This window comes from Microvirga calopogonii, assembly GCF_003347665.1.
Taxonomy (GTDB): domain Bacteria; phylum Pseudomonadota; class Alphaproteobacteria; order Rhizobiales; family Beijerinckiaceae; genus Microvirga; species Microvirga calopogonii.
In genome coordinates this window covers 54,615-70,414 of record NZ_QDGA01000018.1, presented here as the reverse complement: position 1 = coordinate 70,414, position 15,800 = coordinate 54,615, and the positions used below count along the sequence as shown (strand labels likewise).

Annotated in this window: 16 protein-coding genes; 7 read left to right on the top strand and 9 right to left on the bottom strand. The window is 64.5% G+C overall.

The genetic code is table 11. The features are described from left to right. Window positions 1-91: 91 nt before the first annotated feature. The 3 genes from lepA to hrcA all read right to left on the bottom strand — a co-directional run bounded on the left by lepA (window position 92) and on the right by hrcA (window position 3,847). Window positions 92-1,897, bottom strand: a complete 1,806-nt coding sequence (gene lepA, locus DDF70_RS15730) for a translation elongation factor 4 (RefSeq protein WP_114945809.1) — start codon at window positions 1,895-1,897, stop codon at window positions 92-94. Between the two features lie 334 nt (window positions 1,898-2,231). Next, window positions 2,232-2,633, bottom strand: coding sequence for a hypothetical protein (locus tag DDF70_RS15725; protein ID WP_114945842.1), 402 nt, complete (start codon window positions 2,631-2,633; stop codon window positions 2,232-2,234). A 122-nt stretch (window positions 2,634-2,755) separates the two neighbouring features. Next, window positions 2,756-3,847 carry a heat-inducible transcriptional repressor HrcA gene (gene hrcA, locus DDF70_RS15720; RefSeq protein ID WP_114945808.1) on the bottom strand — a complete coding sequence of 364 codons (1,092 nt, stop codon included), beginning with the start codon at window positions 3,845-3,847 and terminating at the stop codon, window positions 2,756-2,758. Window positions 3,848-3,994: 147 nt separating this feature from the next. Between hrcA and rph the strand changes: the two genes are divergently transcribed. The 3 genes from rph (at window position 3,995) to DDF70_RS38760 (ending at window position 6,578) form a co-directional block, all read left to right on the top strand. Further along, window positions 3,995-4,708 carry a ribonuclease PH gene (gene rph, locus DDF70_RS15715; RefSeq protein ID WP_114945807.1) on the top strand — a complete coding sequence of 238 codons (714 nt, stop codon included), beginning with the start codon at window positions 3,995-3,997 and terminating at the stop codon, window positions 4,706-4,708. Beyond that, window positions 4,705-5,346 carry an RdgB/HAM1 family non-canonical purine NTP pyrophosphatase gene (gene rdgB / locus DDF70_RS15710; protein ID WP_114945806.1) on the top strand — a complete coding sequence of 214 codons (642 nt, stop codon included), beginning with the start codon at window positions 4,705-4,707 and terminating at the stop codon, window positions 5,344-5,346. The genes rph and rdgB overlap by 4 nt, the downstream gene beginning before the upstream one ends. A gap of 404 nt (window positions 5,347-5,750) precedes the next feature. Beyond that, window positions 5,751-6,578 carry a M10 family metallopeptidase C-terminal domain-containing protein gene (locus DDF70_RS38760; protein ID WP_162820426.1) on the top strand — a complete coding sequence of 276 codons (828 nt, stop codon included), beginning with the start codon at window positions 5,751-5,753 and terminating at the stop codon, window positions 6,576-6,578. Between the two features lie 74 nt (window positions 6,579-6,652). Here DDF70_RS38760 and DDF70_RS15695 read toward each other — a convergent pair whose 3' ends face one another. Continuing rightward, window positions 6,653-7,132 carry a DUF2852 domain-containing protein gene (locus tag DDF70_RS15695; protein ID WP_114945803.1) on the bottom strand — a complete coding sequence of 160 codons (480 nt, stop codon included), beginning with the start codon at window positions 7,130-7,132 and terminating at the stop codon, window positions 6,653-6,655. Between the two features lie 75 nt (window positions 7,133-7,207). Then, window positions 7,208-7,879: a TetR/AcrR family transcriptional regulator gene (locus DDF70_RS15690; RefSeq protein ID WP_114945802.1), complete on the bottom strand. Its 672-nt coding sequence runs from the start codon at window positions 7,877-7,879 to the stop codon at window positions 7,208-7,210. Between the two features lie 299 nt (window positions 7,880-8,178). Here DDF70_RS15690 and hemW point away from each other — a divergent pair, with 299 nt between their 5' ends. Beyond that, window positions 8,179-9,339, top strand: a complete 1,161-nt coding sequence (hemW, locus tag DDF70_RS15685) for a radical SAM family heme chaperone HemW (RefSeq protein ID WP_114945801.1) — start codon at window positions 8,179-8,181, stop codon at window positions 9,337-9,339. 125 nt (window positions 9,340-9,464) lie between these two features. Here the strand turns inward: hemW and gshB are convergent, their stop codons facing one another. Beyond that, window positions 9,465-10,409: a glutathione synthase gene (gshB, locus tag DDF70_RS15680; RefSeq protein WP_114945800.1), complete on the bottom strand. Its 945-nt coding sequence runs from the start codon at window positions 10,407-10,409 to the stop codon at window positions 9,465-9,467. Between the two features lie 163 nt (window positions 10,410-10,572). Between gshB and DDF70_RS15675 the strand changes: the two genes are divergently transcribed. Continuing rightward, the gene (locus tag DDF70_RS15675; protein WP_114945799.1) at window positions 10,573-11,454 is read left to right on the top strand and encodes a lipid kinase; all 882 of its coding nucleotides are present in this window, start codon (window positions 10,573-10,575) and stop codon (window positions 11,452-11,454) included. Here the strand turns inward: DDF70_RS15675 and DDF70_RS15670 are convergent. Next, window positions 11,451-11,660, bottom strand: coding sequence for a DUF1127 domain-containing protein (locus DDF70_RS15670; protein WP_114945798.1), 210 nt, complete (start codon window positions 11,658-11,660; stop codon window positions 11,451-11,453). The genes DDF70_RS15675 and DDF70_RS15670 overlap by 4 nt on opposite strands. A 104-nt stretch (window positions 11,661-11,764) precedes the next feature. Here DDF70_RS15670 and DDF70_RS15665 point away from each other — a divergent pair, with 104 nt between their 5' ends. Next, the gene (locus tag DDF70_RS15665; protein WP_114945797.1) at window positions 11,765-12,637 is read left to right on the top strand and encodes a LysR family transcriptional regulator; all 873 of its coding nucleotides are present in this window, start codon (window positions 11,765-11,767) and stop codon (window positions 12,635-12,637) included. A gap of 87 nt (window positions 12,638-12,724) precedes the next feature. Here DDF70_RS15665 and DDF70_RS15660 read toward each other — a convergent pair whose 3' ends face one another. Next, entirely contained in the window at window positions 12,725-13,567 is an 843-nt protein-coding gene (locus DDF70_RS15660) for an endonuclease/exonuclease/phosphatase family protein (protein WP_114945796.1), read from the bottom strand. A 12-nt stretch (window positions 13,568-13,579) separates the two neighbouring features. Continuing rightward, window positions 13,580-14,380: an HAD-IIB family hydrolase gene (locus tag DDF70_RS15655; RefSeq protein ID WP_114945795.1), complete on the bottom strand. Its 801-nt coding sequence runs from the start codon at window positions 14,378-14,380 to the stop codon at window positions 13,580-13,582. A gap of 162 nt (window positions 14,381-14,542) precedes the next feature. Here DDF70_RS15655 and DDF70_RS15650 point away from each other — a divergent pair, with 162 nt between their 5' ends. Beyond that, a complete protein-coding gene (locus DDF70_RS15650; protein WP_114945794.1) occupies window positions 14,543-15,796 on the top strand; it encodes a glycerate kinase type-2 family protein in 1,254 nt (417 codons plus the stop codon). Window positions 15,797-15,800: the final 4 nt, after the last annotated feature.

Below are 15,800 nucleotides of genomic sequence, written 5' to 3'. Positions count from 1 at the left end.
CGCCCGCGCCCGTGAGCTGCTCGAACGAAAAAACGCGCCGGTGATGGCCGGCGCGCTTTGCAAGGTGTCTCGCGTCGATTGAAACCGGAGATCAGTTATCCATCTTCAGCGCGGCGATGAAGGCTTCCTGCGGGATGTCGACCTTGCCATACTGGCGCATCCGCTTCTTGCCTTCCTTCTGCTTGTCGAGGAGCTTGCGCTTACGGGAGGCGTCGCCGCCGTAGCACTTGGCGGTCACGTCCTTGCGCAGAGCGCGGATGGTCTCGCGGGCGATGATCTTGCCGCCGATGGCCGCCTGCACAGGGATCTGGAACATGTGCGGCGGGATCAGCTCCTTCAGCTTCTCGCACATGGCGCGGCCGCGGCCTTCGGCGCGGGTGCGGTGTACGAGCATGGAGAGCGCGTCCACCGGCTCGCCGTTGACCAGCACCGACATCTTCACGAGGTCGCCCTCGCGGTAATCGGAGATGTGATAGTCGAAGGAGGCATAGCCCTTCGAGACCGATTTCAGGCGGTCGTAGAAGTCGAACACCACTTCGTTGAGCGGCAGGTCGTAGACCACCATGGCGCGCTTGCCGACATAGTTGAGGTCGATCTGCACGCCGCGGCGATCCTGGCAGAGCTTGAGCACGGCGCCGAGGTAGTCGTCGGGCGTCAGGATCGTGGCACGGATCCACGGCTCGTCGATGGCTTCGATCTGCATGACGTCCGGCATGTCGGCCGGGTTGTGCAGTTCCTTGGTCGAGCCGTCGCGCATGCGCAGGTGATAGACCACGGAGGGTGCCGTGGAGATGAGGTCGAGGTTGAACTCGCGCTCCAGGCGCTCCTGGATGATCTCGAGATGCAGAAGGCCGAGGAAGCCGCAGCGGAAGCCGAAGCCCAGCGCTGCCGAGGTCTCCATCTCGTAGGAAAAGCTCGCGTCGTTGAGGCGAAGCTTGCCCATGGCGGCGCGCAGGTTCTCGAAGTCCGCGGCATCGACCGGGAAGAGACCGCAGAACACCACAGGCTGCACGGGCTTGAAGCCCGGAAGCGCTTCCGCCGTCGGCTTGCGCTCGTCGGTGATGGTGTCGCCGACGCGGGTATCGGCGACTTCCTTGATCGACGCGGTGAAGAAACCGACCTCGCCGGGGCCGAGCTGCGCCAGCTCGGTCATCTTCGGGTTGAACACGCCGACGCGGTCGAGCCCATAGGATGCGCCCGTGCCCATCATCTTGATGGTCTGGCCCTTCTTCATGGTGCCGTCGACGATGCGCACGAGCACGACCACGCCGAGATAGGCATCGTACCAGGAATCGACCAGGAGGGCCTTGAGCGGCGCGTCCGGGTCGCCCTTCGGCGGCGGCAGCTTCTGGACGATGGCTTCCAGCACGCCTTCGATGTTGATGCCGGTCTTGGCCGAGATCGGCACCGCGTCCGAGGCGTCGATGCCGATCACCTCCTCGATCTGCTCCTTGATCCGGTCCGGATCCGCGGCGGGCAGGTCGATCTTGTTGAGGACGGGCACGATCTCGTGATTGGCGTCGATGGCCTGATAGACGTTGGCGAGCGTCTGCGCCTCCACGCCCTGGGAGGCGTCCACCACCAGCAGCGAGCCCTCGCAGGCGGCGAGCGACCGGGAGACCTCGTAGGCGAAGTCCACGTGGCCAGGGGTGTCCATGAGGTTCAAGATATAGGTCTTGCCGTCCTGAGCCTTGTATTCCAGGCGGACAGTCTGTGCCTTGATGGTGATGCCGCGCTCGCGCTCGATATCCATGTTATCGAGCACCTGTTCCGTCATCTCACGGGCCGTCAGCGCTCCCGTGGTCTGGATCAGGCGGTCGGCGAGCGTCGACTTGCCGTGGTCGATATGGGCCACGATGGAGAAGTTGCGGATGTTGTCGAAGGTGCGAGCGGTCATAATTCTGCAAATATAAGAATGTTCAGGTCGCAATAGCAGGGGTGGCCCCCAAAGCCAAGGGAGGCCAGATATCCAGGCCGGTGCGGGCGGGAAGCTCGTGCCCGTTGGGAAAATCCGCCACTTCGTGACGATGATCGCTTCCATCCGCCAAAATGCAGGTGCCCGCTCGTGGAGCTCCCGCTCGGATCGGCGCGGCCATCGAAGCTCCGCTGCCCATGTTAGGACGCGTTGTCAGGTCCAAGGGCGCGATTCAGGCGCTCATGCGAGCGGTTTTCATCGAGGTCGAGGCAGGCGCAGAACAGGATGTCCGCGCCTGCCGGACAAAGCGTAGCGGTTACCGTGCGGCACACTCGACGGGAACGCGCTGATCGGTGCCCTGGACCAGGACGGTGCGGCAGGGAATGCCGTTGATGACGCGGATTTCATGAGGGGCTGCCGTGGGGAAGGCGGAGGCTGGCGTGCCGGACACAGGGGCCCGGCCGGCGGGAGCCATCAGGACGCTTCCGGTCGTCGTCGGGTCCATGCCGATCATGCCGGCCGAGCTGGCGCACTGAACCGGGATGCGCGTGTTGCTCTCGCGGTCGAGAATGGTGCGGCAGGGCACGCCGTTGATCATCTGCACTTCGTGCGGGGCGGCGTTCGGGAACGGAGAGCCGGGAGTGCCGCTGGTCTGGGCCTGGGCAAGGGTGCCGAGCATCATGAGACCGGCGCCGGCGATGATCGCTGCTGTCTTCAAGGAAACCTCCTCCATCGATGGGAACATAGGCCGCGTTCGCGGACAGGAGGTTTAACGCTTCGGGCCAGGATGGTTCCCTTGTGGCACCACGATATGTCGGCGCCGCCGAACGGGCGGGAGTCTTACCGTCCCCGCTCCAGAATGCGCGTGATCACCTTGGCGGTGTAATCCACCATCGGGACGATGCGCGCATAGTTGAGGCGCGTCGGGCCGATGACGCCGAGAACTCCGACGATCTTCTGGCTGCCGTCACGAAAGGGGGCGGCGATCATCGAGGAGCCGGAGAGCGAAAAGAGCTTATTCTCCGAGCCGATGAAGATGCGCACGCCTTCGCCGCCCTCGGCGCGGCTCAGGAGGTCGATCACGTCGGTCTGGGTTTCCAGGTCGGAGAAGAGCAGGCGGATCCGTTCCAGGTCCTCCGCGGCCTTCAGGTCGTCGAGGAGGTTGGCTTGGCCGCGCACGATGAGCTGGCGGGAATCCGCCGGGCCCACGGTGGTGGCAAGTCCCGCTTCGACGAGCCGGGCGGTGAGGACGTCGAGCTCGCGCTCCATGTCTTCGCGGCGGGTCTGGATCTCGCGCTTGATGTCGCCGAGCGTCTTGCCCTGGATGCGGGCATTGAGAAAATTGCCCGCCTCCACCAGGGCGCCGGCCGGCAGGCCCGCAGGCAAATCGAGGAGGCGGTTCTCCACCGAGCCGTCCTCGGAGACGAGCACGACCAGGGCGCGGGTGGGGTCGAGCCGCACGAATTCGATGTGCCTCAGGCGGGCATTGGACTTCGAGGTCACGACGACGCCGGCGCCGCGCGAGACCCCCGACAGCAGGGCCGAGGCCTCGGCAAGGGCCGTTTCCAAGGTATGGCCCGAGGCGGCCGCCCGCATCTGCGCCTCGATGCGCGAGCGCTCCTCGGATGTGACGTCGCCGATCTCCATCATGGCATCGACGAAGAAACGCAGACCTGTTTCGGTCGGCAGACGGCCCGCGCTGGTATGGGGCGCGAAGATCAGGCCCGCGGCCTCCAGGTCCGCCATCACGTTGCGGATCGAGGCCGGTGAAAGCGTCATCGGCAGGATGCGCGAGAGATGGCGCGAGCCCACGGGCTCGCCGGTCATGAGATAGCTCTCGACGATCTGGCGGAAGATCTCACGGGAACGGTCGTTAAGCTCCGCGATGGCGCGGGTTTCCGACAGATGGGAAAAAGGACCGGTTGGATGCATCCGAAGGGTTCTACGCTCCCACAATTCCACCCTGCAAGTCGATATTATGTGCGGATCGGAGGCCTCGTAGGCAAGCCTTGCGCTTGCCTAATCGTTCTCGCGGCCTCAAACAGGCGGGAATCGCAAGATCTTTCAGGAGAAACCGCCATGCGTCCGTCCAACCGCGCCCCCGACGAACTGCGCCCCGTCACCCTGGAGCGTGGCGTCGCGCGTTATGCGGAAGGCTCCTGTCTCGTGTCCTTCGGCAACACGAAGGTGATCTGCACCGCATCCCTTGAGGAAAAGGGCCCGCCGTGGCTGCGCGGCACCGGACGCGGCTGGGTCACGGCGGAATATTCCATGCTGCCCCGGGCCACCCACGAGCGCACCCGCCGCGAGGTCAATTCCGGCAAGCCGTCTGGCCGTACCCAGGAAATCCAGCGCCTCATCGGCCGTTCGCTTCGCGCCGTCGTCAACCTGCCGGCCATCGGTGAAAAGCAGATCGTCGTCGATTGCGACGTGATCCAGGCCGATGGCGGCACCCGCACCGCCTCCATCACCGGCGCCTGGGTGGCGCTGCACGAATGCTTCACCTGGATGCAGAACCGTTCGATCATCTCGATCAACCCCCTGCGCGAGCCCGTGGCGGCCATTTCGTGCGGCATCTACAAGGGGCAGCCGGTTCTCGATCTCGACTATGCGGAGGATTCCGCCGCCGAGACCGACGCCAATTTCGTCATCACGGGCTCGGGCGGGATCGTCGAAGTGCAGGGCACGGCCGAGGGCAAGCCCTTCACCGAGGAGGAGTTCCTGGGCCTCTTGCGGCTTGCCAAGGCGGGCGTGGCACAACTCGTGGACCTGCAGAAGAAGGCCATCGCATGAGCACCCACCGCCCCCTCACCGGCAAGGTCGTCATCGCCACCCACAACGCCGGCAAGCTGCGCGAGATGCAGGAATTGCTCGCGCCGTTCGGCATCGAGGCCGTCTCGGCGGGCGAACTCGGATTGCCCGTTCCAGACGAGACGGGGCACATGTTCGCCGAAAATGCCGCCATCAAAGCCCATGCGGCGGCCAAGGCCACAGGCTTGCCGGCATTTTCGGATGATTCCGGCCTGTGCGTGCATGCCTTGGACGGGGCTCCTGGCCTGTTCACGGCCGATTGGGCCGGGCCGAAGAGAGATTTTCATGCCGCCATGGAGCGGGTGGAGCGCGAGCTTTCGAAGCGAGAGGCGACGGATCGCAGGGCCCATTTCGTCTCCGCCCTCGTCATCGCCTGGCCCGACGGGCACGAGGAGCTGTTCGAGGGGCGGGTGTTCGGCCAAGTCGTGTGGCCCCCGCGCGGCGACAAAGGCTTCGGCTACGACCCCATGTTCCAGCCGGATGGTTTCTCCGAGACTTTCGGGGAAATCTCGTCGGAGGAGAAGCACGGCATCGACTGGTCGAAGCCCGAGCCGGAAGGCCTCTCCCACCGGGCGCGGGCGTTCCTGAAGCTGGCGGCCGGGTGTCTCAGGAGGACCTGAGATTTGCCATCACGACAACTGCTCGCTTGGAAAACCTGACGCTCGACCCAGGCGGAAAATTCTGCTAGCGCTCACGGTAACGTTTTTAAATAACGTTACCATAAATCTACCTTTCGAAGGGTGAGACCATGGCGCTTAGTCGAATTGGGCAGGAAATCAAAATCACCGGCGATCTATCTCATAATGACTATGAGGTCACCGGTTCTTCAGTGGCCGCGCTGCCAGGGGGAGGGTGGGTCACTGTATGGTCAACAACATATGAAGCGACCTTCAGCACGGTTTGGGCCCAAGTATACTACGCTTCCGGGGTTGCTGTAGGGCCTGCTGAGCAGGTGAATACAGCGGAGATTAATTCCGCTACCGTCCATCCTACCGTGACAGCTCTTAGCGACGGAACCTGGGTTGTGACCTGGGCCGTTGTGTCGGGCACTAGTCAGGACACCATCTACCAAGGCCATTTCGCCGGTATCGCGCCGCCGCAGCTGGCTCTCGGCGGCGGCCCCATCGCCGAGGCAGCCGCTACAGGCACGTTCATTGGCGAACTCTCCCTCGCCAATGTGACCCAACAACAGACTGGCTCCGTCCAATACCAACTGATCGACGACGCGGGTGGCCGTTTTGTGCTCGAAGGGGCGCAGCTCAAGGTCCGTGACGGCCTCAAGCTCGACTATGAGCAGGCCACGAGCCACACGGTCACCGTGAAGGTGGTTGGGAGCACCGGGTTCTCTCACACCCAGACCCTGACGGTGCAGGTCGGCGATGTCGCCCGTGAGAACGTGACGGGGAATGACTTCGCCCATTATCTCGTGGGCGGTGCCGATATCGACATCTTCAGCGGCATGGGCGGCAACGACACCCTCGCCGGTGGCGCCGGCAAGGACACCCTGACGGGCGGGGCCGGAAAGGACGTGTTCGTGTTCAACACGGCACCGAACAAGAAGACGAACGTCGATACCATCACGGATTTCCGCGCCAAGGACGACGATATCTGGCTCGACGACGCGGTGTTCAAAGGCCTCGGCAAGGCCGGTACGATGGCGGCACCCAAGAAGATGGCATCCAAGGCCTTCTATTCCGGCTCCAAGGCTCACGATGGTGACGACCGGATCATCTGGGATAAGGGCAAGGGCGTTCTTTACTACGACCCGGACGGAACGGGCGCCAAGGCGCAGATCGCCATCGCCAAGCTGCCCAAGAAAGCCGTAGGGGCGGGCGACTTCTTCGTGATCTGAGCGGTCAGGACAGATCCGCCAGATACGGAATGGAGCGCCCCCCGGGGGGCGCTCCAGTAATTTTGTCAGGCCGATCAGACGTTTGTCGTGCCGTTGCCGCGGCGCTTGGCCATGTAGGCGTCGAACTCCTCGCGGTCCTTGGCCCGCTTCAGCTCCTCGACGAAGTTGCGGAAGTCGCGGGCCTCCTCGTCGAGCTTGCGACGCTCCGCTTCGAGGCGCTCCAGCTCGCTGCGACGGTATTCGTCGAAGGCCGCATTGCCCGTGCTGGCGAAACCACCGAACCCGGCAGGGCCGCGCGAGGCGAAGAAGTCGTCCCGCGCTCGGCCAAGGGTGTCGCGGACGAAGGCCTTGGCCTCATCGTATTTCGGATATCCACACATTTTCCATACCAGATAGGCCAGCGCGAGCGGCCAGACAAAGATGAAGCCCAGAATGATGCCGGCGATCTCCAGGCCGCGACCGGGCCTGCGCCCGCAGCGGCGGTGTTGAGCGCCGTTGTTCCAGGGGCCCGTATGCGGGCCCGCGTTCCAGGCGGCGGAGGCAGAGTCAGACATTGGAGGTCCCTATGTTAATGCTAACAACATTAACATGCGGATCGATTTCGGCGCTTTCAAGAGAGGTTTCTTCGATTATTTCGACGAGGTGTCCGAGCGCTCCTTCAGGGCGCCATGAACCAGGGCCAGTACACCGGCCCGGAGCAACTCGTACTTGTCCGGCAGGCCGGGGCCCTTGGGCAGCTGGCCGGCGGCATCGAGCGTGGCGATGCCATGGGACAGCGCCCAGACCTCGATGGCGATGAAGCGGACGTCGACGCTCTGGAAGCCTTCGGGGAACGTCTGAGACAGGGCTTCGACCAGGAAATCGAAAGCGTTCCCGACGGGCTTGCCGCCGCTCTGGATGCTCTTGGCCCAGAAGGGGCCGCAGGAAGCCTCCCCGTCGGTGGGCTTGGCCGAGAACATCGCCGTGTAGAAGCCCGGCTCCTGCTCGGCGAAGGCGAGATAGGCCTCGCCCATCCGGGTGAAGCGCTCCAGCGCCGTGCCCTCGCTCTGCAGGGCTCGGCCCAACCGCTTCGCCAATTCGTCGTAGCCGCGGAAGGCGACCTCGGCCACAAGGGCGTCCCGGCCGCGAAAATGACGGTAGAGCGCCGCCGGCGTGACGCCGACCAGCTTGGCCGCATCGGCGAGCGTGAACCCACCGATCCCCCGCTCGGCAATGAAGCGCTGCGCCGCCTCGATGAGCGCTTCCTTCAGATTGCCGTGGTGATAGCCCTGCCGGTCGAACGGGCCGCGCCAATGCCGCATGGTGGGTTCCTGACTCTTTGCCTGCCGATCATAGGGCCCCGCAGCGTCGGAGACCAGAACGGAAGGGTCTGTAGAGGAGAACAACCTTGTGAGTGAAGAGGTCCGGAAATCCTTTGCAGTGGTCCGCGCGTTGTCATCCCCGGCGAGCCGCAGGCGAGGGAAGGGGATCCCCTGGCGCTGAGCGTGTAAGTGGATTCCCTTCCCGTTCGCTCCGCTTCGGCCGGGAACGACACCGAAGGCTTGTCCTGCGCGACACCGGCACCCGTGACGTTCGCCCTCCGACCTGCCATATACGCCCTATGATCGATCATCCGACGCGCGATGTGGGCTTTGGCGTTTATGTCCACTGGCCCTTCTGTGCCTCCAAGTGCCCCTATTGCGACTTCAACAGCCATGTCCGCCATCAGCCGGTGGATCAGGAGCGGTTTCTGGCGGCCTTCCGGCGGGAGATCGCCCATACGGCGGCACGCATTCCGGGACGGACGGTCACGAGCATCTTCTTCGGCGGCGGGACGCCATCCCTGATGAAGCCGGAAACCGTGGGTGCGATCCTCGATGCCATCGGCGGGGCCTGGGCCGTCGATCCCAGGGCCGAGGTGACGCTGGAGGCCAATCCCACCAGCGTCGAGGCCGAGCGCTTTCGTGGCTACCGGCATGCGGGCATCAACCGGGTCTCGCTCGGCGTCCAGGCGCTCAACGATCCGGACTTGAAGCGCCTGGGGCGCATGCATTCGGTCGACGAGGCCCTGGGGGCGGTGAAGATCGCCGCCTCCATCTTCGAGCGTTATTCCTTCGACCTTATCTATGCGCGGCCCGGTCAGACACCCCAAGCATGGGGCGCGGAGCTGGAGCAGGCGATCTCCCATGCGGTCGAGCACCTGTCGCTCTACCAGCTCACCATCGAGCCGGGCACTTGGTATCAGCGTCTCTACGATGCGGGGAAGATCACGGTGCCCGACGAGGAGACCGGCCGCGCGCTCTACGACATCACGCAGGACGTGTGCGAGAAACACGGGCTCCCGGCCTACGAGATCTCGAACCACGCCCGGCCCGGAGCGGAATCCCGCCACAACCTGCTCTATTGGCGCTATGGCGAATATGCGGGCATCGGTCCCGGCGCCCATGGACGCCTCGTCACCGGAAATGCGCGGCTCGCGACCGCCACGGAGAAGCATCCGGAGACCTGGCTGGAGCGGGTGGAGCGCGAAGGCCATGGGGTCATCGACGAGGAGGTCCTGACCTCCGAGGCCGAGGGCGACGAGTTCCTGCTCATGGGCCTTCGGTTGAAGGAAGGCGTCGATTCACGGCGCTTCGAGGCATTCACCGGCAAGACGCTCAATCAGCGCGGCCTGCGGATCCTCGAAGAGGAGGGGCTGGTCCGCTATGACGGCTCACGCCTCGCCGTGACGCCGAAGGGCTTTCCGGTGCTCAATGCGGTGATTGCGGAACTGGCGGCTTAAGAACACGCTCCTGTCATTCCGGGGCGCCGCAGGCGAACCCGGAACCCATAAACGCAGGCCTCATGGAGCAAGGCTCCGTCGGCGGTTATGGATCGCCGCCTTGGCGGGGATGACAGTGGAGGATGTCAGCGCTTCACCTTGCTCTCGATCACATCCCATACCGTGACGGCGAGATCCGGGCCGCCCAGGCGCTTGATGGCGCGGATGCCCGTGGGAGCCGTCACGTTGATCTCGGTGAGGTTGCCGTCGATCACGTCGATGCCCACGAGGATGAGGCCCATGCGCTTGAGATCCGGGCCGATGGTCTCGCAGATCTCGCGCTCGCGCGGCGTCAGGTCCGTGGGCTTGGCCGCGCCGCCGCGCACCATGTTGGAGCGGATATCGTTGGCCGCCGGCACCCGGTTGATCGCGCCCGCCGCCTCGCCGTCGATGAGGATGATGCGCTTGTCGCCCTCGGTGATCTTGGGCAGGAAGCGCTGGATCACCCAGGGCTCGCGGAACAGGTTGGAGAACAGGTCGTAGAGCGACCCGAAATTCGGATCCTCGCGTCCGACCTTGAACACGCTCGCGCCGCCATGGCCATAGAGCGGCTTCATCACCACGTCGCCGTGCTCACGCCGGAACTCCTCGATCTCCTGCTTGTCGCGGGAGATGAGGGTGGGCGGCATCAGGTGCGGGAAATGCGTGACGAAGATCTTTTCCGGAGCATTGCGCACATGGGTCGGATCGTTGACCACGAGCGTCTTCGGATGGATGCGCTCGAGGAAATGGGTGGCGGTGATATAGGCGAGATCGAAGGGCGGATCCTGGCGCATGAGCACCGCATCGACGGTGGACAGATCGACGCGCTCAGGCTCGCCCAGGGTGAAATGATCGCCTTCCACGTCGCGCGCTTCGATGGTTTCCGCCATAGCGATCACAGTGCCGTCGCGCAGGGACAGGCGGTCGGGTGTATAGTGCAGGACCCGATGTCCGCGCCGCTGGGCTTCGAGCATCAGCGCAAAGCCGGTATCGCCGGCAATCTTGATGCTTCGGATATGATCCATCTGGAACGCAACGGTGAGGGTCATGCGTCGGGCCTCCTTGGGAAGCAGGGTTATTGAGCCTAAAATCGAGGATGGCAACTCTTCTTCGTGCGCAATGTGAACGAAAGCCGGGAAGGCGGGTTATTCACCGGCCCCGCTTCGCCGGCGACCCTTGCAGGTCGCCTCAAGCTTATCCATGTGATGGTCCATGTCCCGCCGCGCCCTTATGATCGTCAACACCAAAAGCCGCAGCGGCGCCGTTCAGTGCGACATGGCCATCGAGCGGCTGAAGGACCATGGCATCGAGCCCGTTCATCTGGAGTGCGGTCGCCGGGAGGATCTCTCCCCCCTGATCGTCAGATATGCAAAGGACGTGGATTGCGCCATCGTCGGCGGCGGCGACGGCACGATCAATGCGGCGGCCTTGGGGGTTATCGAGGCCCGTCTGCCCTTGGGCATCCTGCCAATGGGCACGGCCAACGATCTCGCCCGGACCCTTGGTATTCCCTTCGACCTCGACGGCGCCGCCGCTGTCATCGCCGATGGTGCGACACGCAAGATCGATCTCGGGCTCGTCAACGGGGAGCCCTTCTTCAACGTGGCGAGCCTCGGGTTGTCGGCGGAGCTGGCGCAGAAGCTGACGCGGGACATCAAGCGCCGCTGGGGACGGCTTGGCTATGCGCTCGTGGCATTGAAAGTGCTGGCGCAGGCCAAGCCCTTTCGGGCCACGATCATCAGCGAGAGCGAATCCGTACGCGTGAAGACGCTGCAGATCGCGGTCGGCAACGGGCGTTTCTACGGCGGCGGGAATGCGGTCGAGAAGGACGCGGCCATCGACGACCAGCATCTCGATCTCTACAGCCTGGAGCTGGATCGGGCCTGGAAGCTTGCTCTCATGGCGCGCTCGTTCCGCCACGGGCAGCATGGCGCCTGGGAAGAGGTGAGGGCCGTCCGGGCCAAGGAGTTCGACATCCGCACGCGCAAGCCGAGGCCCATCAATGCGGATGGCGAGATCGTGACCCAGACGCCCGCCCATTTCTCGATCCGGCCCGCGGCCGTGACCGTATTCGCGCCCAGACAGGGAGATTAATGCCGGCCGCACCGGACGGCATCCTCGATATTGCCGGGCGTGAGGCCGATGTCGTGCAGCATGGCGTCGTCGAGGGAGCTGACGTGGCGCAGGGCCCGGCGAACCTCGATCTCGTGCATGAGGGCCGCGAAGAGGCTCTTGATCCGTGAGGGCTTCGGGGCCGGCTGCTCAGCGGTCCAATCGCAGGATGTGGCATGGGCTGTCATGGCTGTCTCCTCAAGTTCGATGAAAAGAGTATGGGGCTCCTACTTGCATAAGAGAAACGAATGTTCATTATATTGAGAATAAGGATCATTTATTGAGGTCGGTCATGGCCCGCAATCTCGATGTCAGTCTGCTCAGGGCCTTCGTAGCGGTGGTGGATGCCGGCGGCATGACGGCCGCCACAGGAGTTCTCAACCTGACCCAGGCGGCGGTGAGCCAGCAGATCAAGCGCCTGGAAGAAACGTTGGGCGAGGAGCTCATCACCCGGGACCGGCGCGGCATGACGCTCACGACCGCCGGCGAGCGCCTGTTCGGACGGGCGAAGCGGATGCTGGCCCTCAACGATGAAATCTGGACCGAGATGACGACGCCTGAATTCGAGGGCGAGGTGAGGCTCGGCATTCCGAGCGACATCATCACCACCTATCTGCCGACCTTCTTGAAGGATTTCGCGCGCCGTTATCCCCGCGTGCAGATCTCGCTCAACAGCGGCTCCAGCGTGTCCCTGCGCTCGAAGCTTTATGGCGGGAAGGTCGATGTGGTTCTCGCCACCGAAATGGCCTGTGATCCCGACGGTCAGAACCTCGTGATGGACCGTCTCGTCTGGGTCGGCGCTCGCGGCGGCGATGCGGCGCGCCAGCGCCCGCTGCCCGTTTCCATCGGCTGCTCGGATTGCGCCTTCCGCGCGCCAATCCGCGAGGCGCTGCAGAAGGCCGGTATCGAATGGCGTTCGGTCTCTGAGGTGACGAACACCTCGGCGCAGGTGGCGACGGTGGCGGCTGACATTGCCGTGATGGCCTGGATGGCTTCGACCGTGCCGAGCGGTTTCGACGTTCTGGGACCTGAATCGGGCCTGCCGGCCTTGCCGCCTTTCATGGTCAATCTCTACCTGCCGCGCGATGGCGGGAATCACGTCGTGCAGGAACTGGCGCGGCATATCCGCGAGGCTGTGGCGGACCGTCACCGCATGGCAGCTTGAACCGCCTTGCCGTCATGAGCGAACTCGCTGCGCCGTTCGCATCCCGCGCGGTTGAGACGCGATTGCCCGCGACATTGCCGGATGCTTCTAAGCGTCCAGCGTGATGGCCACCGGTTGGTGGTCGGACGCGGTGGTTTCCACGTCGACGGCGACATCGCCGATCCGATTGGCGAGATCGCCGGAAATGAAGATGTAGTCGCGGCAATGCGGTCCCTGGGGCCATTGCCGATGGTCCGCGACGCCCGTGGTCGGCGGATGCGGGCTCGTCCCGTGCCGCGCCGTCCAGGCATCCACGAAAGCCGGAACATCCGATGTGAAGGGCCGCTGCATCTCCGCATGGAGCGGATCGTCAGGCTCGATATTGAAGTCGCCGCAGATGATGGTCCCGACGGGAGCCGGGAGCGTTCGGTAAGGTCCGTCCGAGGCATCGCGAAACGCAAGCCGGGCCCGCTCCGCGGCATCCTCGTACAAGTCCCGCAGGCGCTGGACTTGCGCCTGGCGATGCTCGTGCGAGTGATATTCGAGATGGCAGGTTGTGACGCGGATCGGTCCCGCATCGGCTGCGACGACGACTTCCAGCGCCTGCCGCTGCATGCTGCGCGCCTCGGTGGCGGGCCAGGGCAGCATGTGGCTCGTGACCTGCTGCACGGGCAGGCGCGACAGGATCATGTTGCCGAAGAGCTGCGGACCGCCATCGCCGTTCCTCATCTCGACGGCGGGGCGGAAGATCGCGGCATAGCCGGGCAGGAGCGATGCGAGATGCGCCGGCTGATCCTCATGGCCGTCATGCGCGGCGAAGCCGTGGGAGATCTCCTGGAAGCAGTACACGTCCGCGTCGCAGAACGAACGCGCCGCGTCGACGATGCGCGCGAGATCGACCTTGCCGTCACAGCCCAGGCCCCATTGAATGTTCCAGGTGACGAGCTTCATCTGGGCCGTTCCTTACCTGCGTCTTGCGTCCAGCAGCAGGCGTGCGAGCTCGGCGAAGCCGTCGCCCGAATGGCCCCTCGTGATATAGGCGGGTTTGCTGGTCAGGCGATGGGCGAAGGCCTCGATATTGGCGACGCCGACGCTTAAGGGGAAGGCTGCGAACATGGGCTCGTCGTTGGGCGAGTCGCCCGCATAGACCACGGCCTTCTTGGCCTCTTCCCAATCCATGCCGAACACGTCGGCCAAAAGGGTCTTGGCCATGCTCAGCTTGTTGTAGTCGCCGAACCAGCCGTTCACGTGAATCGAGCTGACCTTGGCCTGCGCGCCCGCGCGCTCGAAAATGGACACGATCCTGTCCACTTCCGATTCCGGAAGGGCCGGAACGTCTTCGCAGAAATCGATGGCGAGATCCGCCACGCGATAGGCCTGGTCGCTGGCGAGAGCCGAACCGGGGACGCTTGCGAGCACCTCTGCCTCGATGGCATCGAGCTTCGCGCGATTGCGTTTCAGTTCCTCCGGGCTCGCCCAGAAGCGCTGCTGCATCTTTTTGCGCTCGCGGTCGTAGCGGAAAAAGAAGGCGCCGTTTTCTCCCACCACCGCGTCCACCGGCCACATGCGCGCGATGTGATCGCACCATCCCGCCGGCCGGCCCGTCACGGGAATGACGATGAAGCCTGCGCGATGCAGCTCTTCCAGCGAACCATAGGCCGAGGCGGTCAGCATGCCTTCCGACGTGATGGTATCGTCAATGTCGGTCAGCACCACGCGAACGGAGCGTGCCGCTTGCAGCGGCATCTGTGAGAGGGGCGTCATGGTCATCCTTGGAAGAGCGAGAAGATCGTGAGACGGCTAATTGCCGGTCTTTAAGCATGATCGCGCGGCGAGGTCCAAGATCTTTGACAAGGATGGAGGCTGCTTGTGCGCAATCCGCCGCTTCAGGCTTCACGCGCGGAATTTCTGACGTAAAGTGGCGCCATGCCAAACGATGCCGAAATCCTTAAAGCTCTGTTCGATGCCGCCCTGAAGGCGGCGCTCCCGGACGGCCAGTTCGACGGCCGCCTGCCGCCCCGGCCGAAAGGGCGAACGATCGTCCTCGGGGCCGGAAAGGCCTCGGCCCGCATGGCGGCGGCCTTCGAGGAGGCCTGGACCCGCGTGGGAGGAACCTGTGAGGGACTCGTGGTCACGCGGTACGGGCACGCGGTGCCGACGCGAACCATCGAGGTAGTCGAAGCCGCGCATCCGGTCCCCGACGAGGCCGGGCTGAAGGCCGCCGGGCGCATCCTGGCCCTGGCTCGGGAGGCCGGACCCGACGATCTCGTCGTGTGTCTCATGTCCGGCGGAGCCTCGGCGCTCCTGTCGCTGCCGGCCGAAGGAGTGACGCTCGCCGACAAGCAGGATCTGAATCGGGCCTTGTTGAAATCGGGTGCGCCCATCGGGGAGATGAACCTGGTGCGAAAGTCGCTGTCCGCCATCAAGGGCGGCAGGCTTGCGGCGGCCATCGGCAAGGCGCAGCTCGTCACCTATCTGATCTCTGACGTCCCAGGCGACGATCCCGGCAGCATCGGCTCCGGCCCGACGATTCCCGAGCGTGTCGATCCCGACGTGGCTCTCGGAATCCTGCGCAAATACGGCATCGACGTGCCTGACCACGTCCTTCGAACCATCCGGTCCAATGCCGTCACCGAACCTGTGGCCGGCGGCGCGGTGCATATGCTGGCGACGCCCAAGATGGCGCTTGACGCAGCTGCGGCCAGAGCCCGTGAGCTGGGACTGACGCCGCTCATCCTGGGCGATGCGCTCGAAGGCGAGGCGCGGGAGGTCGGGCGCGTCATGGCCGGCATCGCGCGTTCCGTCCTGTTGCATGGGGAGCCGGCCAGAGCGCCGTGCGTCCTGCTGTCCGGCGGCGAGACGACCGTGACGGTGCGCGGGCAGGGGCGAGGGGGACGCAACGCCGAGTTCCTGCTGTCCCTCGCCCTGTCCTTGAAGGATGAGAACAGGATCGCGGCCATCGCCTGCGATACGGACGGCATCGACGGCTCCGAGGACAATGCGGGTGCCTGGTTCGACGGCGCCCTGTTCGAGAGCGCCCGCGCGAAGGGAATCGATTTGGCGGCGTACCTGGACGGGAACGATGCCTACACAGCCTTCGCACAGCTCGACAGGCTTGTCATGACCGGACCGACCCTCACGAACGTGAACGACTTCCGGTGCATTCTCATCCGCCCGTGACCAA

What these genes read in the sequence shown, in the direction of transcription:
- lepA (WP_114945809.1), bottom strand. Translation starts at nt 1,897, where the DNA reads ATGACCGCTCGCACCTTCGACAACATCCGCAACTTCTCCATCGTGGCC.
- hrcA (WP_114945808.1), bottom strand. Translation starts at nt 3,847, where the DNA reads ATGCATCCAACCGGTCCTTTTTCCCATCTGTCGGAAACCCGCGCCATC.
- rph (WP_114945807.1), top strand. Translation starts at nt 3,995, where the DNA reads ATGCGTCCGTCCAACCGCGCCCCCGACGAACTGCGCCCCGTCACCCTG.
- rdgB (WP_114945806.1), top strand. Translation starts at nt 4,705, where the DNA reads ATGAGCACCCACCGCCCCCTCACCGGCAAGGTCGTCATCGCCACCCAC.
- DDF70_RS15695 (WP_114945803.1), bottom strand. Translation starts at nt 7,132, where the DNA reads ATGTCTGACTCTGCCTCCGCCGCCTGGAACGCGGGCCCGCATACGGGC.
- DDF70_RS15690 (WP_114945802.1), bottom strand. Translation starts at nt 7,879, where the DNA reads ATGCGGCATTGGCGCGGCCCGTTCGACCGGCAGGGCTATCACCACGGC.
- hemW (WP_114945801.1), top strand. Translation starts at nt 8,179, where the DNA reads ATGATCGATCATCCGACGCGCGATGTGGGCTTTGGCGTTTATGTCCAC.
- gshB (WP_114945800.1), bottom strand. Translation starts at nt 10,409, where the DNA reads ATGACCCTCACCGTTGCGTTCCAGATGGATCATATCCGAAGCATCAAG.
- DDF70_RS15675 (WP_114945799.1), top strand. Translation starts at nt 10,573, where the DNA reads ATGTCCCGCCGCGCCCTTATGATCGTCAACACCAAAAGCCGCAGCGGC.
- DDF70_RS15670 (WP_114945798.1), bottom strand. Translation starts at nt 11,660, where the DNA reads ATGACAGCCCATGCCACATCCTGCGATTGGACCGCTGAGCAGCCGGCC.
- DDF70_RS15665 (WP_114945797.1), top strand. Translation starts at nt 11,765, where the DNA reads ATGGCCCGCAATCTCGATGTCAGTCTGCTCAGGGCCTTCGTAGCGGTG.
- DDF70_RS15660 (WP_114945796.1), bottom strand. Translation starts at nt 13,567, where the DNA reads ATGAAGCTCGTCACCTGGAACATTCAATGGGGCCTGGGCTGTGACGGC.
- DDF70_RS15655 (WP_114945795.1), bottom strand. Translation starts at nt 14,380, where the DNA reads ATGACGCCCCTCTCACAGATGCCGCTGCAAGCGGCACGCTCCGTTCGC.
- DDF70_RS15650 (WP_114945794.1), top strand. Translation starts at nt 14,543, where the DNA reads ATGCCAAACGATGCCGAAATCCTTAAAGCTCTGTTCGATGCCGCCCTG.